This is a genomic window from Lactobacillus sp. WILCCON 0059 (assembly GCF_057197985.1).
In genome coordinates this window covers 1,143,586-1,165,110 of the sequence record NZ_JBUBHN010000001.1, presented here as the reverse complement: position 1 = coordinate 1,165,110, position 21,525 = coordinate 1,143,586, and the positions used below count along the sequence as shown (strand labels likewise).

20 protein-coding genes and 1 other annotated feature (1 of these 21 only partly in view) are annotated in these 21,525 nt (G+C 47.1%); of the genes, 9 read left to right on the top strand and 11 right to left on the bottom strand.

Translation table 11 applies throughout. The features are described 5' to 3' along the window. Positions 1 to 23, top strand: a binding site (T-box leader) (it extends 193 nt beyond the left edge of the window). 60 nt (positions 24 to 83) lie between these two features. Together ACYVUT_RS05560 and ACYVUT_RS05555 are read left to right on the top strand one after the other, a co-directional pair. After that, entirely contained in the window at positions 84 to 1,703 is a 1,620-nt protein-coding gene (locus ACYVUT_RS05560; protein WP_484501629.1) for a peptide ABC transporter substrate-binding protein, read from the top strand. Positions 1,704 to 1,733: 30 nt separating this feature from the next. Continuing rightward, positions 1,734 to 2,639 (top strand): proline-specific peptidase family protein, encoded by a 906-nt coding sequence (locus tag ACYVUT_RS05555; protein ID WP_484501628.1) that lies wholly within the window; start codon positions 1,734 to 1,736, stop codon positions 2,637 to 2,639. 57 nt (positions 2,640 to 2,696) lie between these two features. On the opposite strand, the gene ACYVUT_RS05550 is transcribed toward ACYVUT_RS05555, so the two are convergent. The 3 genes from ACYVUT_RS05550 to ACYVUT_RS05540 all read right to left on the bottom strand — a co-directional run bounded on the left by ACYVUT_RS05550 (position 2,697) and on the right by ACYVUT_RS05540 (position 4,674). Then, positions 2,697 to 3,077 carry a VOC family protein gene (locus tag ACYVUT_RS05550; RefSeq protein WP_484501627.1) on the bottom strand — a complete coding sequence of 127 codons (381 nt, stop codon included), beginning with the start codon at positions 3,075 to 3,077 and terminating at the stop codon, positions 2,697 to 2,699. Positions 3,078 to 3,220: 143 nt separating this feature from the next. Then, a complete protein-coding gene (locus tag ACYVUT_RS05545; RefSeq protein WP_484501626.1) occupies positions 3,221 to 3,922 on the bottom strand; it encodes a TIGR00266 family protein in 702 nt (233 codons plus the stop codon). Positions 3,923 to 4,095: 173 nt separating this feature from the next. Continuing rightward, the gene (locus ACYVUT_RS05540) at positions 4,096 to 4,674 is read right to left on the bottom strand and encodes a histidine phosphatase family protein (protein WP_484501625.1); all 579 of its coding nucleotides are present in this window, start codon (positions 4,672 to 4,674) and stop codon (positions 4,096 to 4,098) included. Positions 4,675 to 5,032: 358 nt separating this feature from the next. Here ACYVUT_RS05540 and ACYVUT_RS05535 point away from each other — a divergent pair, with 358 nt between their 5' ends. From ACYVUT_RS05535 to ACYVUT_RS05520, 4 genes are read left to right on the top strand one after another with little or no spacing between them, the layout of a single operon-like run. Next, entirely contained in the window at positions 5,033 to 6,097 is a 1,065-nt protein-coding gene (locus tag ACYVUT_RS05535; protein WP_484501624.1) for a DUF2399 domain-containing protein, read from the top strand. Further along, on the top strand, positions 6,084 to 7,604 hold the full coding sequence (locus tag ACYVUT_RS05530; protein WP_484501623.1) for a hypothetical protein: 1,521 nt from the start codon (positions 6,084 to 6,086) through the stop codon (positions 7,602 to 7,604). The genes ACYVUT_RS05535 and ACYVUT_RS05530 overlap by 14 nt, the downstream gene beginning before the upstream one ends. Then, the gene (locus ACYVUT_RS05525; RefSeq protein ID WP_484501622.1) at positions 7,592 to 8,590 is read left to right on the top strand and encodes a hypothetical protein; all 999 of its coding nucleotides are present in this window, start codon (positions 7,592 to 7,594) and stop codon (positions 8,588 to 8,590) included. Before ACYVUT_RS05530 ends, ACYVUT_RS05525 begins: the two co-directional genes overlap by 13 nt. Beyond that, positions 8,577 to 12,329 (top strand): SbcC/MukB-like Walker B domain-containing protein, encoded by a 3,753-nt coding sequence (locus tag ACYVUT_RS05520; RefSeq protein ID WP_484501621.1) that lies wholly within the window; start codon positions 8,577 to 8,579, stop codon positions 12,327 to 12,329. The genes ACYVUT_RS05525 and ACYVUT_RS05520 overlap by 14 nt, the downstream gene beginning before the upstream one ends. A 55-nt stretch (positions 12,330 to 12,384) precedes the next feature. On the opposite strand, the gene ACYVUT_RS05515 is transcribed toward ACYVUT_RS05520, so the two are convergent. The 6 genes from ACYVUT_RS05515 to ACYVUT_RS05490 form a co-directional block, all read right to left on the bottom strand. Continuing rightward, complete coding sequence (locus ACYVUT_RS05515) at positions 12,385 to 12,732, bottom strand: hypothetical protein (RefSeq protein WP_484500221.1); 348 nt, start codon at positions 12,730 to 12,732, stop codon at positions 12,385 to 12,387. Positions 12,733 to 12,779: 47 nt separating this feature from the next. Next, a complete protein-coding gene (locus tag ACYVUT_RS05510) occupies positions 12,780 to 13,151 on the bottom strand; it encodes a hypothetical protein (RefSeq protein WP_484501620.1) in 372 nt (123 codons plus the stop codon). Between the two features lie 145 nt (positions 13,152 to 13,296). Beyond that, positions 13,297 to 13,866: a sugar O-acetyltransferase gene (locus ACYVUT_RS05505; RefSeq protein WP_484500218.1), complete on the bottom strand. Its 570-nt coding sequence runs from the start codon at positions 13,864 to 13,866 to the stop codon at positions 13,297 to 13,299. A 28-nt stretch (positions 13,867 to 13,894) separates the two neighbouring features. Then, a complete protein-coding gene (locus ACYVUT_RS05500; protein WP_439775638.1) occupies positions 13,895 to 14,389 on the bottom strand; it encodes a cyclophilin-like fold protein in 495 nt (164 codons plus the stop codon). A 7-nt stretch (positions 14,390 to 14,396) separates the two neighbouring features. Beyond that, positions 14,397 to 15,389 carry an alpha/beta hydrolase gene (locus ACYVUT_RS05495; protein WP_484500890.1) on the bottom strand — a complete coding sequence of 331 codons (993 nt, stop codon included), beginning with the start codon at positions 15,387 to 15,389 and terminating at the stop codon, positions 14,397 to 14,399. Positions 15,390 to 15,410: 21 nt separating this feature from the next. Next, entirely contained in the window at positions 15,411 to 15,638 is a 228-nt protein-coding gene (locus ACYVUT_RS05490) for a hypothetical protein (protein WP_439775639.1), read from the bottom strand. Between the two features lie 118 nt (positions 15,639 to 15,756). On the opposite strand from ACYVUT_RS05490, the gene ACYVUT_RS05485 reads away from it, so the two are divergent. The 3 genes from ACYVUT_RS05485 to ACYVUT_RS05475 all read left to right on the top strand — a co-directional run bounded on the left by ACYVUT_RS05485 (position 15,757) and on the right by ACYVUT_RS05475 (position 17,788). Then, positions 15,757 to 16,650, top strand: a complete 894-nt coding sequence (locus ACYVUT_RS05485; protein ID WP_484500216.1) for a LysR family transcriptional regulator — start codon at positions 15,757 to 15,759, stop codon at positions 16,648 to 16,650. After that, the gene (locus ACYVUT_RS05480; protein ID WP_439775641.1) at positions 16,647 to 17,069 is read left to right on the top strand and encodes a hypothetical protein; all 423 of its coding nucleotides are present in this window, start codon (positions 16,647 to 16,649) and stop codon (positions 17,067 to 17,069) included. The genes ACYVUT_RS05485 and ACYVUT_RS05480 overlap by 4 nt, the downstream gene beginning before the upstream one ends. 80 nt (positions 17,070 to 17,149) lie before the next feature. Continuing rightward, positions 17,150 to 17,788 (top strand): NAD(P)H-binding protein, encoded by a 639-nt coding sequence (locus ACYVUT_RS05475; RefSeq protein ID WP_439775642.1) that lies wholly within the window; start codon positions 17,150 to 17,152, stop codon positions 17,786 to 17,788. A 56-nt stretch (positions 17,789 to 17,844) separates the two neighbouring features. On the opposite strand, the gene ACYVUT_RS05470 is transcribed toward ACYVUT_RS05475, so the two are convergent. Together ACYVUT_RS05470 and ACYVUT_RS05465 are read right to left on the bottom strand one after the other, a co-directional pair. Further along, positions 17,845 to 19,440: an ABC transporter ATP-binding protein gene (locus ACYVUT_RS05470; RefSeq protein ID WP_484501619.1), complete on the bottom strand. Its 1,596-nt coding sequence runs from the start codon at positions 19,438 to 19,440 to the stop codon at positions 17,845 to 17,847. Further along, complete coding sequence (locus ACYVUT_RS05465) at positions 19,433 to 21,151, bottom strand: ABC transporter ATP-binding protein (RefSeq protein WP_484501618.1); 1,719 nt, start codon at positions 21,149 to 21,151, stop codon at positions 19,433 to 19,435. Before ACYVUT_RS05465 ends, ACYVUT_RS05470 begins: the two co-directional genes overlap by 8 nt. Between the last annotated feature and the right edge of the window lie 374 nt (positions 21,152 to 21,525).

The window sequence follows — 21,525 nt, the reverse complement described above, 5'->3', positions numbered from 1 at the left end:
ACCGCGCTAATAGCGCCCTATTGGATCGATTTGATCCAGTGGGGCGCTTTTCTTTTCCCTGAAAAATGAAAAGAGGAACACAAATGAAAGTTAGAAAAATGGCAACAGTTGCACTACTTGGCATGTCAGCTTGCACGCTGGCTGCCTGCGGCAATAACAATTCCCAAGCATCCAACACCAAAACAAGTCTGAACTTGATGGAGACTGATGTAGTCAGCTCCCTCGATACCTCTGTGACTGCCTCAATCCCTCAATGGGACACTTTGGTGCAAACTATGGCTGGCCTTTACCGTTCAGATAAAAATGACCAGCCATTTCCCGCGGTTGCCACTAGCTATCATAAGTCCAGTGACGGTAAGACCTATACTTTCAATCTGAGGCACAATGCCAAATGGTCAAATGGTGACACTGTAACCGCGCAAGACTTTGTGACTGCCTGGCGAAAAGGCGTTTCTCCCAAAGCAATGTCTGGCTATAACTACATCTTCAGCAATATTAAGAATGCTGACCAGATCTCTCAAGGCAAAAAGGAAGTCAACAGTCTAGGCGTCAAAGCGGTTGGCAAGTATAAGCTGGTCGTGCAGCTTGAGAATCCAGAACCGACCTTCATCGACAAGATGGTTATGCCTGCCTTTTACCCGCAAAACACCCGCCTGGTTAAAAAATACGGTGCCAAATATGGTACGGCTGCTAAATATACTGCTTTTGACGGGGCCTTCAAGGTCACCAAGTGGACCAACACCAGCGAAAAGTGGACTGCCGTCAAGAACCCATACTACTACGCTAAAAACGCGGTCAAGCTGCAAAAGCTGAATTACCAAGTCGTCAAAGACTCAAACACTGCCCACCAGCTCTTCCAGCAAGGAAGCTTAGATGACGCTGTAGTTTCCGGTACGACGGCACAAGGCCTGCAAAATAACAAGAACCTGTACCATCTCTACCGGTCGGGCAACAACTTCGTAAATCTGAATATGGCTAAAGGTGCTACTCTTGCCAACAAACAACTCCGGCAAGCCCTTTACCTGGCTGTTAACCGTACTCAACTGTCCAAAAAGGTTTTGGCCGATGGTTCAAAACCTTCCTACACCTTCTCAGCACCAAACGCCGCCAAGGATCCAGCCAGTGGTAAAGACTTCGCTGCAGCTGCTCAGCCAAAAGAAACTTACAATGTTGCCAAGGCTAAAAAGCTCTGGCAAGCTGGCTTAAAGCAACTGGGCAAGTCAAAGGTTGAATTGACCCTGGTGGCAAGTGACACGACTACCGACAAGAATGTCAGTGAATTCCTGCAGTCGCAGCTGGAAAGCAAGCTGCCAGGACTTAAAGTTACTGTCAAGAATCTGCCATCCAAGTCAGCCTACAATTTGGTTGCCAATGGCAAGTATGATCTCTACCTTTCCCTGTGGCTCAACGACTACGCTGACCCATACAGCGAACTGCAGACTTTGGAAAAGACCAACAGCCACAATTACGGTAAATACGCTAGTGCCGCTTACAACAATGAGCTTAGCCAAGCTAGAAAGAATGCCGCGACCAGATCAGTCTACTTCAGCCACCTGTTAAAGGCACAAGAGCAAATGAATCAAGATTACCCTGTTCTTCCGCTTTACACGATGGTTGAAGACCACCTGGTAAACTCCAACTTAAAGGGTGTGCTGTGGCACAAGGTTGGCATGGTTGACTACACGAGAGCATATTTCAAGTAACAAGTGAATTTTTGACTGAAGGAGAAAATCATGGATCAAACGAGAATCGTTACTTTAGACAATGGCTATCACCTTTTTACCCGCAAGGTCAACGAAGGGCCGGTCAAGTTACTCTGTGTACACGGCGGACCTGGTGACAACCATGAAGACTTTGACAATTTCAAGAATGGCTTAGCTGGCAAAGGCGTTGAGGTTTATTCTTACGATCAATTAGGTTCGTACTGGTCAGATCAACCAGATTTTTCCAAAGAGGAAAACCGTAAGTATTTATACATTGACTACTTTGTTGATGAACTTGAGGAAGTCCGCCAGAAGCTCGGTTTGGAAGACTTCTACCTGTTAGGGCACTCCTGGGGCGGTCTACTGGCCCAGGAATACGCGGTCAAGTATGGAGAGCACCTCAAGGCCGTTATTATTGAATCGATGATTGATAATTTGGATGAGTACACGGAGAACATCAACCGAGAAAGAGATGAAATGTTCAGCCCGGCTCAAGTGGAATACATGCGGGAATGCGAAGCAGATGAAAATTTTGACGATGCCATGTACCAGGAACTGGTTGCCAAGCTTTACTCCGTTTACTTGATCCGTCACCCGGAAAATGGAAGCCGGCACGTTGTTAGCACGACGAATACACAAGTATACAATTACTTCCAAGGCAATAATGAATTCATGATGGTCGGTAAGTTAACTGAGTGGGATTTCAGAGACCGCTTGGGGCAGATTACCCTCCCTACCCTCCTAACGGTTGGTGAATTTGACACCATGCCCCTTGACGCTGTCCGCCGGATGCACAAGACTTTGAAAAACTCACGGATGGTTGTGACGCCAGATGGCGGTCACTGCCACCACATTGATAATCCTAAGGCATTCTTTTCTTCATTATATAAGTTCATCAGTGATGTTGAAGCTGGTAAGTTTGCCAATAATGAATAGAGGAAACAACAAGACCGTCACAATCGTGACGGTCTTTTGCTTATGAAAAATAATCATTTATGCTTTCACGCTCTTAAAGGCAAAGTAATGGCCTTCTGGGTCCGCGAAGTTGCAAGTTTCAGCACTGCCCATATCAACGACATCACCAACAGTGACACCCTTATCTAGCAACTTTTGGCGAGTTTCCTTCACGTCTTCGCAGCTGAAAAGCAGTGATGGAGTAGCCAGGTCAAGTTCTGGTGAGTACTTGGCAATTACTTCCCGGTCAAACAAGCGCAGGCTGGCATCTGCATTGTCGCTGGCTGCCAGCAGGTAGGTCTTGCTTTGGTCCGGGCCTTCGCCTTCTTCCTTTAAAGCAAAGCCAACTTGGTCAGTCCAAAACTTAGCACATTTTTCCGGGTCACTCACGTAGAGCATGATTTCGACTTGATTGAACATTTTTTGGGGATCCTCCATTTTGAGTAATATCTTTACTAGTAATTTATCATAAGCCAGCGCTTAAAACAATTTTATAGTTTTGTGAAAAAATCATTTCCTTTAGTGAGCAAGAAACGGGATCAGCTACGCCGATCCCGTTTTCTTTAATCGTTACTTTCCTTGTCAACAATAAAAGGTTGCAAGGCTTCTGCTAGTGAATGCAAGTTACGAGTTTGGATGATAACCTTGCCATCCCCGGTAAAGTGGTTGACCAGGCCTTCACCTGAGGTAAAGCCAAACATCCCCGAGGCTACTTTAATGTCGTAGTCAAGGTTTGCATCCCAGGCAACGACATGTTCATTGTCAATCGAGATCGGCTTATCGCTGGTCACGGTCAGTTCTACCAGGTCACCAAAGGCGTTAACCAACATGTCGCCTTCGCCTTCAGTCTGCATTACGAAGAAACCACCGGTTCCCCCAAAGGCAGCCTTGCTAAAATTTTGTTTTTGCATCTTGTAGCTGACGCTGTCATCACTTGCTAAAAATGCCCCAGTGTTTAGGCAGTACTGCTGCTTGCCAACGGAAAGCTTTGCAATCTTGCCAGGAATTGCTGGTGCAACCCCAATTTGTCCGCCATCCTCATCACCAGTTGCCTGGGTGATAAACATGCTTTCACCACTGGTCAAGCTCCGGCCAATCGCGCCGAGCAAGCCGCCCAAGCCTTTCTTGCTGGAGTTCATCTTCCCGGCGATGGTAACATCTTTCATGTAGACCATGGCACCGTTTTCGACTTTGATGCTTTCTCCCTTATCGAGGGTTACAGTTGCTAATGGGCAAGTATTCACGCCGCTCAATTCGTATTTCATGATGTCCCTCTGCTTTTCTATTGCTTTCGCAAAATATGATATTTATGTTCAAAATTTCTTTCTTGTCTATATTATATCAAGAAAGGGCTTTTTCTCGCAAAAACAATTACTGTTAAAAAAGCAAAGAAAAGGGATGCCAAATGTTTAATAAGAAAATTTTTGCATCTGGGTGACTACTTTTCGAGTTCGCTGAAATTAGGATCAATCCAGTCAAGCAAGGCAAAGTGACCATCTTCATACTTCAGCTTGAGGATAGTGCAGTTGCCAATATGATGGTCAATGGGAAGCTTGTTGTAGCGTAAGAAGCAGGCCAGAGCACCGCCGTGAGATACTGCTAAAACCGAATGGTGATCTTCTTGCTCCATGACATCGCTCAAAGTCCTAGTTATTCTTTCACTGACCCCGTCTTGGCTTTCTCCGCCGTACTTAACGAAAAAGTCGTTGTAAGGCAGCGGCGGGTTCAAAAAGTCATCCATCGCCTCAAAGCGGCCAAAATTCCATTCCTTGATCCCTTTGAGCCGGGTATAAGGCAGCTTGCCGCCGGTTACTAACTCCAAGGTGTCGCAAGCACGTTCACTGGTACTTGAATAGCAGTGGTCCAGCTGGATATTGTTGTCTGTAAAGTAGCGGCTGGCGATCTTGGCCTGGCTGATCCCTAATTCAGTTAATGGTGAGTCGCACCAGCCCTGGATCTTGTGTTCAAGGTTGAATAGTGTTTGCCCATGACGCATGAGATACAAGATTTTTTCCATTTAAGTTTGCTCCTTTTCACATTTCTATAGCGCTTTCAAAGAAAATTATAACATTTTTTGAAAGCTAATGGAAAAATCTTCGGGAGACAAAGTAGCGTAAACTTTGATATATCAAGTTTTTTACACTATATTTGCACTGTAAAAATAGCCTTATGGGCCAGACTAAATTCAACTAGCCCCCTCTTTAATTTCTTGGCCTTTTCCCATATTCTGGATCCGAAGCGATGGAATCATAAAGAAGATTCTCTTTTCCCGCTAAAGCCCTGCCCTATCTGGTATCATTGAAATGATGAAGTTCTATGCTTAGATTATTGAGCAGTTAAAAGTAATTAGCTTGGAAGGAAAAGGAACGAAAATCATGATCGATTGGCTTGCTCTGACCAGAGACCTCTATCTTGAAAAAGGCGAAGACCAGCAGCTTAAAAATTGGCGGATTACATTGACCAAGGCTGACCTGCTCGACCTCGGCCTGTTGACTAAGGCCAAACTTGATAAAGACGGCAATTACAGCATCCCTTGCTACCAAATTTTCAAGCAATATAACGTGAGTCCAGCTGAAGTTTATCAAGAGCTGGAAGACAAATACGGCCCCCTGCTTTCTAAAAAGGACAAACGCAAGCAAAAAGCCAGTTCTGACCAGCTTAAATTAAACAAGTTCAAAGAAAACGTAGCTCCTGCTTACGCGGTTTTTCTTGCCGAAAATTTCTCAGAGAAACAAATCATCAGCGACCTGCCCTTTTACCAAAAGATGGCAAAGGCCTGGGAGAGGCCAGCCGAAGGAGTCCTGCTGCCAACTTTTGCCTTACAAGTGCTAGGCGATCCCCATGCCTTTGACCGGGGAAGACGGGGCCGCGGACTTTTGGAAAAAATCATCCAAGCCCAGCTTGGCGAAGAAGCAACTTTAGAAGACTTCAACGTCTATCCCGATCAACTCTACAATTTCGCAATGACCGCTAACCTGCTGGACACTCCTTTGACCTACGACATCATTGCCCTTCCGGACATTGACACAATTGTTTTACCGGAAAAGATCAAGGTTTACCTGCATGAAAACTCCGGCGTAACTACCGCACTAGCCAGCAAGTTTCCAGACCGGGCCTTTGTTTGCACGGGCGGACAGGTCAACCTTGCCACGAAGAAGCTGATCAAACGCCTGCTTACAAATTCCTGCCAGCTCTACTATTCTGGTGATTTGGACCAAAGCGGGATCAAAATTGCAGACAATCTTTTATTAGAATTCCCAGAGATTCACCTTCTTAATATGGATCTGAAGACCTATAAAGAGCACTACCAAGCCAGCGTCCCGCCGGCAAAAGACAAGCAGATCAAGGAAGTAGAAAATCCAGCTTTGCAGGAACTATTATCCTTGATCCAGAAAAAGAAACGCGTGATTTTTGAAGAGGCCATCCATGATTTTTTATGATAACCAAAGCTTCATGTCCCAAGCTGACGGATTTTTAAAAGCCGTGTCTTCTCCAGGCCTGGCCCGGGACATTGTCGTCTATTTAAACAGCCACCCCATGGGTGAATATACTCCCCTCCAGCTTAGCGAGCAGCTTTCAGCCGACTATGACGAAGTCACTAAGATCCTCAAGAAACTGTCAGAGAGCAAAAACTTAAAATCGATCCCCTTAACCAACCAGGCTAAGGCCCGGTCGATGAAAGAAGCCATGCAGACCACGGCTTACGCCTTGACCAGCGAAAGCATGGAACTCTTCCAGGCATTTGACAAGATCGCCAACCTGCAAAAGCAGATCAGAGAATCCCTGTCCATGACGGAAACCGATGAACTGATCAAGAATTTACGGGAATTGAAGGAAAGTCTTGAGGGCCTGCTGACGGATCCAGAGAATCTGAAACTCAAGCAGCAGCTCTTTAAAGACGGCATTTCCCTTTACGACCTGTCTTTCGGCTATAACAATGGTATCTACAACCGGCTGAAGAACCGGATCGACAGCTTCGCGACCAACATTCATGATCTTAACATGCAGGTCTTCCGTCTGGAAACTGATGCCAATACCACTGGCGACTTGAACCAGGAGTTGTTTAAGCTGCGGGATGTGGTCAAGGAAGTGCTCGACAAGGTTGAAAGCAAGATCCCAGAAGTCCTGGAAGCAATTTTTGCTTTAGAAGAAAGCCAGACAAAGATTGGTCCCAAGCTCTTTTACCAGCCCCTGGCAGATGAACTCCTGGCATTCAACGCTACTAAAAGCAGCGATGAATTATCCGAAATCATGTCCGGCAATATCGCAGACATTGCCCAAAGTGAACGGGACGGCAGCGGCCTCTACGCCAGCCTTTTAGACCGTTTGAGCGACATGTTCTTTGCCTTGATCGACCTTATCTCCCAAAATCGGGAAATCCAGGTCAGCAAGGAGCGGGCTGAACGCTTTTTAGCCCAGGCTCAGAGCTTTCAAGCTGGCATGACCGCCCAGGAAATGGCCCTCCTTTTTGATCAATATGAAGGCACTCCAGTTTACCACCATTGGTACATGTCCAAGCACGCCAATTACAGCCTGGATGATGAGAAGATCCACTACAACTTCACGCCAAAAGAGCGCAAGCGGGCCGAAGTGAAACTAGCCCGGTCCATGGAACTGACAGATAAGGAAAAAGCTGAACTCGCTGCTGAACAAAAGCGGCACGCGGCGGAAAAAGCCAAGCAGGCCCAACTAGGACAGAACCTGATCAATAAGCCGTTAACTAATTTGACTGATGAAGAGTTTGCCTTTTTGCAAAAGCTGCTGGGGCAAAGCCATTTTGACTACCGCTTCTCAGCTGACGGTGACTTATTGAGTGCGAGCGCTACGACTGGCGACTATCTTCTGGTCAAGCAATTCCAAACGGAAAACATGACCATTGAATCACCGAAACAGAGCTTGATTTTATGCAATTGCAGACTGGAGGTAAAAAGCAGATGGCAGAAATAGACTGGAGCCAGGTCATGCCGAATCTTCTGGCTGGCAAGACGACCACTTATATCCGGCAAAACCGCCTGGCGATCAGCAAATATTTGAAAGACAAGTTCAATTTGGTCTTGGACCAGGACCTGCATCTGCGGGCTTACTCCAAGACCCGGCCGGTTGGCATTGAGGCTGACAAGCGGGTCCAGGCTGATCCCCTCTTATACCGGGTCTACTACGAAACTTTAGCTAGATTATCCAGCCTGCAAACAGGCATGACCATCCTCTATCAGGATATCGTGGCTTATATCAATGACAAAGAAAATCTGTCAGAAGCAAGTTCAGTGGAACTGTCCAAGTACTTGAAGCCAGTCATTGCCAAGCTGGAAAATGACGGAGTGATTGAGCTTCGGGACCAGGATGACAAGGACTCCTTGTATGTCTTGACTAAGCAGCCAAAGCCACAAGATCCGATTGATTTGGAGAAAGGGATGCAGACTGGCAATGATCTTGCCCGGCAAGAACTCCTGCTAAACGGCTTCTTCCGTAAGGAAAACATGGGCAAAAATGAGTACAACTACCTGCAGAATTCTTTTGAACCCTTTTTTAATCATGAAACAAGGCAAGGCCTGCGCCTAGTCAACGTTGACGACTATTTTATCCTGCTCAACTATTCCCAACTGGATTTTCCTAACACAGTGCAAAGCAAGCTGGATGCCATGGCAGTTGAATTGGTCCAATTGATCAACGACAGCGGACAGAGCAGTTTTCAGCTGCCAGAATTAGTTAACCTGGCCAAGCAGACTGGCAGCTACAAGACCATGACCGGATCACAGAAATCAACTGGCTTGAAGATGAAAGTAAGTGAACTCTTGAATGAACTGACCTATTTTGGTCTGCTTTCTAAAGAGCAGGATACCGGCCTTTTGACTAAAGAACAGGATACCTGGTTTACCACTTCTTTAACCGGATTAATCGTAAAAGATGAGGAAATGACTGATGACGAATTATAAGCTTAACCGCTTTGGTTTCTACAACTATTTCAACTACAGAAATCAGACTTTTGACGCTAATACCCAGTCGATTGTATTTAACGGGGAAAACGGGTCCGGGAAGACCGCGACCATGCTCTCCCTTTTCCCAACGATCTTCTTAGGCAGCATGCGGGTTGTCGACAACAAGAGAAGTTTGGACTACTACATCAAGGCCGGTGAAGCTGGCTTTGCCTGGGTTGAATTTAAGGCAGACGATTTGATTCAGACCCTGCTATTGGCTTACAGCAAGTCGGCAGACGGATCCAACACTAACCACTATTACTACGTCTTAAAGCAAGGCGTTAAAGGTGATGATCTCCCCTACTCGACCAGCTGGCCGGAATTCCGCGGGGCCGTTAAGCCATATGTTGAACGACGCTACGAGACCCAGGCTGACTACCAAAATGCCATCAACCAGCTCTTCTTTGGCTTTACCTCACAAAGCGAGATGCAAGAGTACTTTGAGCACCTGGCTGCTTTTGAAAAGCCGCCACTAAAGCAAACTGGCAGCACGGCTGAATTGGACAGCGCCTTAAAGACTGCCCTACCAAATCTCAGCCACTACGCGGACCGGGCAACGGTTGAAAACTTTATCGACAACGCTCTGGCCATGGTTGAAGAAGAGAAGAAAAAGGCTGCTCTGGACAAGCTGAACAATGCCTTGGCCAAGACTGAAGAATGGGAAACTCTGACTAACAAGCCAACTCTGGCCCAGATCCAGAACTTCTACGGCAAGGCTAAAACTGAGTTGGGCCAGAAGCGAGAGAAGTTTGAAGCCTTAAAGAACAAACTAGCTGAAACTGAGGAAGCAATCGCCCAGCTGAAGAGTGACCAGGCAAGTGTCAGTCAGGACTTAAAGGCTAAAGAAGGTGAACGGCAAGCTCTGCAGACCGTGATTGATGCTAAGAACCTTGACCAGTTGTCACGTGAGATCGATCAAACTAAAAATGAGCGAGACAACCGGGAAAGAGATTTAGAATCAGCCCAAAAGGACCACAAGAATGCAGAAGAGCGCTTGCTCGCTTATACCGAGGACGCAAGAAAAGAGAAGAACGCTCTCGTTATTCTTGAAGGCCGCCTGGCAACGATCAAGTCAGAGCTCGCCAAGTATCAAATTCAAGCGGACTTTGAAGAAAAGTACCCGGATGCTAAGGAACTGCTGAATAAGCAAAAGCAGCTTTTAGAAGAACTGGAGAAATTGGCCAAGCAAAACCAAGAGTTGGTTACTAAGTTAGAAATTGTAAATAAAGAAATTAAGGCTTTTGACGAGACCGTCTACACGGATAACATTGCCTCTGCCCTGGCTGAACTTGATCAAGAAACAAGTGCCTGGCTCAAGGAAAGAGAAATCAGCTTCGACCAAGTGACAGAATTTGACCTTGAGGTCTATGAAGACAGACGGCATCTAGTTGAAAATGCAAGAGGTCAGTACCAAGAAGCCATCGCTGAGACCAAGAACGACATTCGGCTTGACAAGACCCAGTTAAAGCAACTGAGCTCTGACTTGGCAAAGCTGCAAGAACAGCCAAAGCCGGAAACGACGGCAGAGTTCAAGAACGGCAAGCAGCTTTTTGAACTGGTTGACTTTAAAGAAGGCGTGCCAAGGGACCTTCAGTTACAACTAGAAAGCGACTTAAAGTATTCTAACCTCCTCTATGCCATCTTTGATGGCCAGGAAATCAAGACTGGCTTGGAAGCTGATAATTCTACTGCCAATACTAGCAATGTAAATAAAGGTGATCTCTCAACTCTTGCCGACTACTTAGTTAGTCAAGATGATCGGGTTAACTCCTTTTTACAAACGGTTGCGGTTAAAGACGGCCATATCAGTTATGCCAGCGTCAAGGTGCATAGCGAAAAAGGCACAGCGATCACCCATATCGGTGAAAGCAACCGGCAAAAAGAACGGGAAAGACAGATTGCCCAGCTGACGGAAGAAATTAATCAAGTTAAGCTGCACTTAGAGGAACTGGCAGATAAGCTGGCCAGCTATCAAGAACTGTTTAAACAAGCAGATCCTGCTGCTTTCCCGAAGAGTGCCAAGGTCACCGAAGCACAAATCGCCTATAATAATGCCCTAGATGAACAAGACAAACGCTTAAAGAAACAGGAAAAGCTGGAAGTACAGTTAGCCGACTTCCACCGGCAAAAAGAACAACTTACTAGCGAGCTCTGCCCTGATTTGCCAGCTGAGAGCAAGGAATTTGCTGACTACCGTCTGGCCTGGGACAAATACCAGGACAAGCAAATCCAGCGGATTATGCAAGAAAATGACTTGCTTAAGCAAAAGGACCGGCTGGCTAGTGCTGAAAGCCGGATCAAGCAAGCTCACGCTGAATTATCTGAAAAAACAAAGCAGGTCCAGGATAAGCAAGACCGGTTAACTGAAATTAAAGCTCAGATTGAGACTCTTGAAAAACAACTGGAAGAAATCCAGAATGATCCAGAAACCAAAAAGCAATTGGCCAGAAAGGAAGAACTGGATCACCTGCTCAAGCAGCTTGATAAGCAACTTACCGAAATTGGATTCAAGTTGGAGCGAGAAAACAACCTTCTTATTGACTACCAAGAGAGTTTGCCAGAAAAGCAGGCAGCCTATGAAAAACTAGGACATGAGTACAAGGCGGTAACTGATCTGCTGGAAAAACTGAATTTAACTGAAAAGGTCAAGGATGCATCCCCTAACGACTGGAACAGTGAGCAGGTCAAAGCAAACAACCAAAATAAGGCCAACCTGGCTATGATTGCCGTTAACAGCATTAACGGTGAAACAGACTACCGGGTCGACAACAGCAAGCGTTTGGAATTTGAAGACATTGAACTCAGCGACTACCTGCTTGTTCAAGTCCAAAACTTGTTGCATGAAATTGCAGTAGTTCACTACTACTACGGTGAACAGGAGTTAGAGCTCAGCAAGCTCTATGACGATATTCGCCAGCAGCTTGAATCATTCCAAGCTTCTGCTGACGATGAGGTTCAGCGTCTGGCCCGCTACCTTAACAACTCGACGATTCTGCAAAAGATCCGCCAGGCTACGGCTGAAGCAACTACTTTAACCAAACAGATCAGCAAGTCCTTGAAGGAAAAGGAACAGACAAGCCACATCTCCTTCTATACCAGCTTCAGTGAAATTCCAGACTACAGAAAGGACTACCTGGCAGCTTTTGGGAATACTTCTATCGACAGTCCGGAAAGCCAGAACGCGGTTACCCTCTTGATGGACCGCTTCTGGACTTACATTAAGGACAATAACGATGAGATGACCAGGGATGAGCTGGTTGACCACTTCTATGAGGAATTTGACTACAAGAAATGGTACAGATTTAACATCAGCTTCCGCCGTCATGCTGGTGACGCCACGGAAAAGATGACTGACCGGAAGCTTAATGCCTTCTCTGAAGGGCAAAGAAGCCGGGCGATCCTTGAACCACTTTTGATCGTCTTGGAACTGGACGAAAAGAAGATGAGCAATCCGCTTGCTCCGAAGATCATCTTGATGGACGAATCCTTCTCTGGTATCGATGATGAACAGCAAGAGCTGCTGCTGAAAAATATCTACGATATCGCGGACAACTTTATCGCTACTGGCTACAACGCCCGCCTTGCGGTACCAGAAAACAGCAAGGACACGACTTACTTCACCTTGATCGACCACACGGTTGACGGCAAGAATCACTTTATCTCTGTAGAACAGAGCATCGTCAGAAAAAATCGCTAAAAAAAGGCATGATTCCGAATTAACGGAGTCATGCTTTTTGATTGCCTAATGGCGTCTATAAATTCATTGCAACTGGATATACTCTGGGAATAAGATGCATCCCGATCCACAGCACTATATATTGCGTAGCTCCAGTTGCATCGGGATCATCAGTTATCAAATTGCTGATTTTATGAAATTCCTTTTGAAAATCATGTACAGTCAACGCCATTGGATCCTTTGCATTGTGAACAAGCTCATATGTCTTCTTTATCAATTTATCTTTTACTTTAGAATCAGTAATACCTAAATCAAGGAGATATAAGCTTAATGAGACCGGATTCTCATTGCTGTCCTGTAGCAGGATCGCCAGCTCTTGCACTGCTTCATGCAGCATTTTAATTTTTTCAGTATTCGTATCCATCTCTTTCCTCTTTTAATCAAAATAGCCGCACTAAAGGCGGTCAATAACTAGGCGTGTTTCTTCAGTTGAAGCTGCTGCTTTTGGTAAAGTACGGTTAACACAGCCCAGATAATATTAATGATTGCCCAAGCGTTGCTATATCTTGCATAGGCCGACTGCCCTGGAAAGACAAGCTGAACTACCGCCAAGATGGCCACAATCACCATCATAACACACACTGCCTTGAAAAACTTCGGCCGGTCAATCCAAACAGCTGCCAGAATCAGCGCGACAATCGACAGCAAATTAGCAATCAAGAAGAAATTGTTGCTTGGATTGTCTTGCGTTGCGTAGCCAAAAGTATAATTTGGCCCCAAAGCAACCAGGTAAATTGCCATCAAAACCCGATAGGCAATCGTTTTTTGCTTCTGTGTAAACAATTTTTCTCATCCCCTTCTATCACATATCACGGTCAATTTCTGTTGGTCAAGTCCATTATACATCTTATTAGTATAAACAATATATTTTTTGAAAAAATACACATTACAAAAAGCAGCATCCCTATTCCCAGAATGCTGCTCTCCTCTATTCAGTTATTTCTTTCACTACGCGCGCCGGGACACCTGCCGCGATCGTTCTGGCTGGAACATCTTTTGTCACTACTGCACCAGCCGCGATAATCGCTCCATCACCAATCGTGACGCCTGGCAAAACAGTGACGTTAGCGCCAAGCCAAACCCTTTTGCCAATATGCACTGCTGCTGGCAGCAGCTCCCCTCTTTTGGCTGGATCTTGCTCGTGATTCAAAGTCGCGATCATGGCATGGTGGCCAATCAATGCACCGTCCCCAATATAGACTCCGCCCTGGTCCTGGATAGTGCAACCAGTATTGATGAACACGTTTTTTCCAACATGGATGTTCTTTCCGCAATCCGTATAAAATGGTGGTACCAAAGACAAGCTGCGATTGACCTTGCTACTCGTCAGTTTGGCAAACAAGTTCTGCACCTCTTCTCGCGTATGATAAGCATTATTCAGCTCCATCGTCACCTTCAAGGCTTCTTGCGTCAAATATGAGCTGTATTCCAGTTCTTCTGAAGGATCAACAATCCTTTTCCCGCTGTTTACGTATGCTAAAAATTCTTCCAGCTTCATTATTACCTCAAAATCATCGTAAGCCCTGCTATTTAAGGGTTACGGTAACATTGTTCCGATCCAGCAGATCACGGATTTCTTCTTTGCTTAGGTCAATATGGCCCAAGCGCGTGTATGCCCAAGAATTAGTACCATAGAACATGACCAGTTGCCTGCTCGAATACAATACGATATCGCCTGGCTTTGTCTTGGTCTGCCGATCGCTGCTGACGATCTTATGGCCCAGACTCCCTACTTGCTCAAAGCCGCCAAACTTCGACATACTGATGGTCAAGGGAAGCAGCTTTTTTAGTGCGGCAACGGAGTCATTGCTTTCCCATTTGACTGGAATTTCCTTATTTCCGATATACAAATGCATTTTTGCTCCTTGTCTGGCTGAACTGGTCCTTACTGCTGAAGTGCTTGCTGATTTCTGGCTCCGGCCGCTCTGCTCCTGGCTGCCACTTGTGCCGCAGGCGGTCAGAAGGAAAAGGGAAGCACCAGCAACCAGCAGACTTTTCAGCCGCTTAGCCCGCTTTTTCATTTCTGGCCTAGTTCAGGTATTTGTCAAAGAATGATTGGATCTTATCAAAAGGAATAATGTCCTTTTGGTCGTAAAGGTCAGTGTGACTTGCCCCCGGGATCAAGAGCAATTCCTTGTTGTCGGTGTACTTGCTGTCCTTAATCATGTTGGCGTAAGCATCTTTTGAAAAGTAGCATGAGTGCGCCTTGTCGCCATGAATCATCAAGACGGCATTTCTGATTTCGTTTGAGTAGGTAAACAGGCGAGTGTTCAACAAGGAAGTAGAAGTCGTCACGTTCCAGCCTTCATTGGAGTTGACGCTGCGCTTGTGGTAGCCGCGCGGAGTCTTGTAGTAAGCGTGGTAGTCCTTGACGAATTGCGGAGCATCTTCTGGAACTGGGTCAACCACCCCGCCGGCCTTGGCATAGCTGCCAGCCTTGTAGTCGGCAGTTCTTTGTTCATTCAAGGCAACTCTCATCTTGTGGCGGGCTTCTTCATTGTCATCCGCGTCAAAGTAGCCGTTGCCAGTCACTCTGGACATATCGTACATGGTTGAGGTTACGGTTGCCTTGATTCTGGTGTCAATTGCAGCCGTCTGCAGAGCCATTCCGCCCCAGCCGCAGATCCCGATGATCCCAATTCTTTCTGGGTCAACATTGTCTTGCACTGACAAAAAGTCAACCGCTGCCTGGAAGTCTTCGACGTTGATGTCTGGGCTGTTGATGCCTCTTGGACTGCCGCCTGATTCGCCAGTGTAAGATGGGTCAAAAGCAATTGCCAAAAAGCCTCTTTCAGCCATTTCTTGAGCGTAAAGGCCGCTTGATTGTTCTTTGACAGCCCCAAAAGGACCAGCAACGGCAATGGCTGGCAGTTTGTCTGCGGCATCCTTTGGCGTATACATGTCAGCTGCCAAAGTGATGCCGAAGTGGTTGATGAAAGTTACCTTTTGGTGGTCAACCTTGTCGCTCTTAGGAAAGACCTTGTCCCATTCTTCAGTCAGATTAAGTTTTTCTGTTTGCATCATGATTTTTGCCTCCATTTACTATTTTTTCAGCTTGATTTCTTTTTCGGTCTTCCGGATCAGATAATCCAGCAGATCGACCCTACGGCTGCTTGCATGCAGATCGCACAATGCGTGACATCTGGCCAGCTTCATTTTCAGCAGAGCGTCATCATACTGCCCGCCGGCCCACATTTTGATAATTTCCTCGGCCAAAGCTGCATCACAGCCCGCGTCAGCCAGATTTTGCTTGATTGCTGGCAAGTCCATCCCACACCTCCTTGCTTTTCTGCCTTGCTTGATTATTAGTATATTTCCTTGCAGACTTATGCGCTAATGGTTATAATCTATGACATGATATTCCTTTTTAGAATGATGGGAGGAAACAATGGAAATACGGACCTTACGCTATTTTCTGGCGGTAGCCAGAGACGAGAACATGACCCGAGCCGCCGAGAGCCTGCACGTCACCCAGCCAACCCTGTCCAAGGCCATTAAGTCCCTGGAAGAAGAATTGGGTCAGAAGCTTTTTACCAGGCAGTCCTTCAGCATCAAACTGACCGACGAAGGATTTCTTTTAAGAAACCGGGCTGAAGACCTGGTATCCATGGCCGACAAGATTGAACAGGAATTTTTGGCCCTAGATGACATCACGGGCGGAGACCTGTACTTTGGCCTAGCCGAATCCTACCAGATCAGCTTCCTGGCCCGGGAGATCAGCTCTTTCAAGCAGCTCTACCCAGACCTGCGCTACCACATTACCAGTGGCGACACTTCGCAAGTGGCCGAGAAACTGGACAAGGGCCTGTTGGACTTCGTCGTCCTGGCGGAAATGCCCGACACTAGCAAGTATGAATCACTGATTTTTCCGGAAACTGACACTTGGGGCGTGGTCATGCCGGCAGACGTTCCCTTGGCGCAAAAAGAAGCAATTTCCGTTGACGACCTGGTCGGCCTGCCGCTTTTCTGCTCAGGCCAGGGCTGGAAAAACGACATTCCCCGCTGGGCCAAGGACAAAATGGAGGATCTCCACTTGGAAGGGTCTTTTGGCCTGGTTTACAACGCCTCGGTTTTTGCTAAAGAACACCTGGGCTACCTCCTGTCTTTTGACAAGCTGGTCGACACTTCCCCGGAAAGCGGGATGGTCTTTCGGCCATTGACGCCAAAACTGGAGACCAATCTTTATCTCGTTTGGAAAAAATACCAGACCTTCTCCCCAATCGCTGACCGCTTTTTGAAGAAGGTTCAGAAGTCCTTTGGACAAAAAGGGGAAGAATCATGACGGATCCAGCCGTAAAAGAAGCCTTGAAGGCCGCCTTCTTCGCGCTTGCCCAGAATCAGAGCATTAGCACGATTACCGTTCGCCAACTCTGCAGGCAGGCCCATGGAACGATGATCAAGGCCCCTTCAAGCGCTCTTATGACGTCTTTGGGGACGGCCGTGATCAACATTCCTGGCCATACCGACGGCCTGGTCGCAACCAAGATCACGCAAGATGATGGGAAATTCTTTCTTTATTATGGTGATGGCGGCTATGGCGACAAGTCTTGGCAGGCAATGATTACTTCTGGCATCTCCACCGACAAGGCAGCACAAAAGAAATCCTTGGCCTGGATCAGAGAACAGTCGCTCTCACCGAACTGCATCGCCTCCCTCTCTTGCCATGGTAAGGAAATCAAGCCAGGAACCATCAGCTTCTAGCTGCCGAGGGCAATTGCTTGTTATTTTTTTAGTAGATGTTATCATACGTTTAACAAGTAAAATAACAGGAGGAAAAGCTGATGAAAGTATTTATTGCTGGAGGAAGCGGCCGGGTGGCGACTGCCGTGATTGAGAACCTGGTCAAAGAAGGCCACGAGGTGTATGCCGGCTCGCGGCACAAGGATTCAATCGTCAAGTTGCCGGGGGTCACGGCGTTTATGCTTGACCTGCACGAGAGCGTCTCAGACCTGGCCAGCCGGCTCAAAGGAATGGACGCTGTCTACTTTTTGGCGGGGTCCCGGGGAAAAGACCTGCTGCAGACCGACGCTTTTGGTGCCGTCAAGCTGATGCAGGCCAGTGAAAAGGCCGGGGTCAAGCGCTACATTCAGCTGAGCTCGATTTTCGCGACCGAGCCTGACAAGTGGCAGGAAGAACCGTCATTGAGCGGCATCATTGATTACGACATCGCCAAGTTCTTCTCAGACGAGTGGCTGATCAACAACACGAATTTGGATTACACCATCGTAGCTCCCGGCGTTTTGGAGGAAAAGCCGGCAACTGGCAAAATTCAGCTGAATCCGGAACATTCCGGGCCAAACCCGATTCCAGACGTAGCCGCGGTTCTGGCCGGCGTTTTGGACAAAAAGAATACATATAAGAAGCTGATCAAAATGATCGGCGGCGACACCCCAATCGATGACGCCATCGCGAAAATTTAAGAATAAGCAACCCCTCTGGCAAATGCCAGAGGGGTTTTTGGTGTATCGTTGCTTTTTTAAAGCTTGATGAGGCGGCCGTCATGGGCACCGCGGCGGTGGGAAATCGACAGAACCGTCCGCCCGCTGCTGGCAGCATCGATTGCCTTGAGGACTTTGGCTTCTGTTTCCCTGTCCAGGGATGCGGTCATTTCGTCTAATAGCAAAATCTGAGGGTCACAAACAACGCTGCGGGCAATCATCAGAAGCTGCAGCTGCCCTTGCGAGAGGTTGATGTCATTTACCGGTGTGTTCAAGCCTTGCGGAAGATTTTTGACAATATCGGTTAGGCCAACCATGGCTAACGCCTTGTCGATCATCTCAGTAGTAATCGTGTCGTCATATAAAGTGATCTGGTCTTTAACCGTCCCGTCGACCAGGGCAACTCCTTGCTCGCAAATTGCCAAAAAATGGCGCTGATTCATTGGATGATCGTCTGGTGAATGGCCATCCAGCAGGATCTTCCCCTTTTGCGGCTGGTAGAGGCCCAGAAGGAGTTTAAAAATCGTGCTCTTCCCCTTCCCGGTCCGGCCGACAAAGGTTACGTGCTCGCCTTTTGCCACTTTAAATGAGTAGTCTTTTAAAATCGGCTGGTCTGGCAAGTAACCGAAGGTGACATGGTCAAAAGTAATGTAGTCCCCTTCCCCTTGATAGATGTCCGGTTTGCTGTCTGCTTCATTTAAAAAGTCCTGGATCCGGCTCATCCCGGCCATGGCGTCTTGAATGCTCTGGATTTCCATGCCAATTGATTCCAAGGGGGTAAAAATCTGCCCGACATAGGCAATCAAGGCCACGGCGCTGCCGGCGTTGATACCAAAAAAGGCCTGCATCTTCTGCCCTTGGGCAGCCCCAATCATCAAGAGGCCAATAACGACGGCTTCGATGGTTAAGATGATTGGTGAATAGACGCTGTCCAGCCAGTTTGACTTATTCTGGGCCCGGTAGGATTCTTCGATATATTGATCATACTTGTCTTCCATGTAGTCTTCTTTTTCAAAGATATGGATCATGGAGAGAACCCGAAGAGTTTCGGGAATATGGTGGTTGACCTTGGCGATGGCTGCCCGGTTTTGCTTCTGGGAAGCCAGGGAGGCCTTCTGGAAGTGCCTGGTCATGACTAAGATCAAGGGCATTACGATTAAGATGATGAAGCCCAGACCAATGCTGCGGGTAAAGACGACAAAGAGCAGGCCGATCAGCTGGAAGAGGTCAGCGATCATCCCGACTACTCCCTCGCTATAGAGGCTGTTGATGGTATCAGCGTCGTTAACAAAGACTGAGGCGATTGCTCCGCTTTCGTGATTGGTCAAATAACCGGTCGTGATGGTGTTTAGTTTTTGCACTAAGGCACTCCGCATGCCGTGGGTCAATTTTTGGCCAAAAATCGTAATGGAGATATTCTGAGCTGAGGCAAAAAGGTCTGAGAGGACGATCAAGCCCAAGTAGGCCAGGGCAAAAAGCAGGGAAACCTCCTTTTGATCAGTCAAATGGTTGACGATCTGCTCCAGAGCCAGGGGCGGCAAGAGCGAAGTGATGATGCTCAAAATGATAAGCAGGACCATGGAGATAAAACTCTTGGGATGGTCATGAATGACTGTTTTAGCGATATTACGCATGTTGCTGCCCCCCTTCAATCAACTTTGCATAATCAGCATTCTTTTCTAGCAGGTCATCATGCTTGCCAACGGTAACCTGGTGGTCATGGATAAAGATAATCTGGTCCAGTTGGCTGAAGCAGTCAACCCGGTGGGTCATCAGCAAGATAACATGGCCTTCAAGGCTTTTCAGATTATCCAGAATCTTCTGTTCAGTTGCGTAGTCAACAGCGGAAAAAGGATCATCCAAAACGATGATGGGCTTAGCGTGAGCCAAGGTCCGGGCTAGGGCAACCCGCTGCTGCTGACCACCTGACAGTGTCATCCCGCCGTTGCCGATAAGGGTATCTGGCCCATTTTTGAGCTCTCCTACTTCTTGGTCTAAGCAAACCAGCTTTAGGTAATGGTCAAGGTCTATGTCATCGCCTAAGCAGATGTTGTTCTTGATGCTGTCGCTCAAGAGCATGGGGTCATGGCCCATATAGGTGATCCATTGGTGGGCAGAGTGAGGAGAGAGCTTTTTGAAATCAAGGCCATTTATAAGAATCTGCCCCTGGTAATCAGCTTCATCAATTAAGGCTTTACCTAGCAGGCTTTTCCCGCAGGCCACCTCGCCGGTAATACCGATGATTTCATTAGCGGAGGCGGTAAAATTGATGTCCTTGACTGCGGTTTCCGGGTAGCCATGGTAAAAAGTGGTCACATGATCAAAAGTGAGCTTGTTAATTACTTTCTCTTCTTTTTCATAATGGTCATAGATCGGATCACTCATCAGCGGTCTGATCCGGACCCAGGAGACTTGGGCTTTTTGAACAGCGTTGAAGAGCTTAGCGGCGTGGGAGACCTTGGTAGCGAGTTTGGTAAAGCAGGCTAAGAAAGTCGTGAAGCTGGCCAGGTCCCAGGCCTTCCAGCCGATGTGGAGGACATTGCGGCCGCCAAAGTAGATGATCAAGACGATGCCAAACATGGCAATGGCGTCGTAAAGCGGAGTCAAAGCACCTTCAAAAATATTGGAGACGGCACTTTTTTGCTCATAATCGGTCAGCTGCTTTTCATAGCGATCATTAAGGGCTTGCTCCCGGCCGGTGATCCGGTAGGTCATGGCGTGGACAATCCGGTCAAGGGTCATCGTGTTTAAGACAGACTCGCTCTCCTTATAGGCCTTGTTGGCTTTGACGACTTTTTTCTTAAGGACATTGGCGATCACGTAAGCTAGCGGTGTAAACATGCAGGCTAAGATGGTCAAGCGGACATCGTAGTAAAGCAGCATGGCCAAGTAAGCAATCATAACGACGCCAGTGTCAAAAATTTCCGTGGTAAACTTCCGCATCCCCTCCACGCAGCTGTCGACGTCGCTGATGGCCTTGGTCATAAGGGAGCCAGTGTCATCGCCGAATTGCCGGTGCAAAAGCGCGTTATAGAGCAAGCGCCGCATCCGGCGGGAAGTATGGTTGGCAAAAATCCGCACGCTAAAGCGTTTGATCGCCCGGCAGACTTGAACCAGGGCAATTACCAGCATGTAAAGAAGGGATAATTGGATTAAACGGTTGGCCAGGATCTTATGGTTCAGCAGGTTATAGAGTCCTTGGACCAGCTGCCCTTGAAAGTATGGTCCAGCCACCATGCCAATGTTGTAGATTAAGCCTGAAATTGTAACGACCACAAGAATTGGCACTTCATACCAGAAGTAGCTGCTCATTTTCTTGGGGTCGCGGGTATTTTTCTGTACCATCTCGCTGCCTCCTCATATTGGATTCTTGCCCATTTTCTGTATCAGTTATCAGTAATTCTACTTTCATCATAGCACCGATTCTTATTCAGTCTAGTCCATTTTGGATGGGATGAAGGAGAATTTTTTACGAAAAACGGCCAGCAACTGGATACTACCCAGCAACTGGCCGCTTTTATTATGACTCCTTTTAACGGAGATTATGTATTGAGAATAGGTTGATTAATAATATAGCGCTCTTCTCTAATTGTTTTCGTCCCCTTTTAGCGGAGATAAGTTTGTGTAATGTGCAAAGCAGAATGAGTCTCCGTAAGGAATAAAAGTTCTAGTCTCCTTCTAGCGGAGACAAAGTTGTTAGCTACAATTTGTTCTCGCCT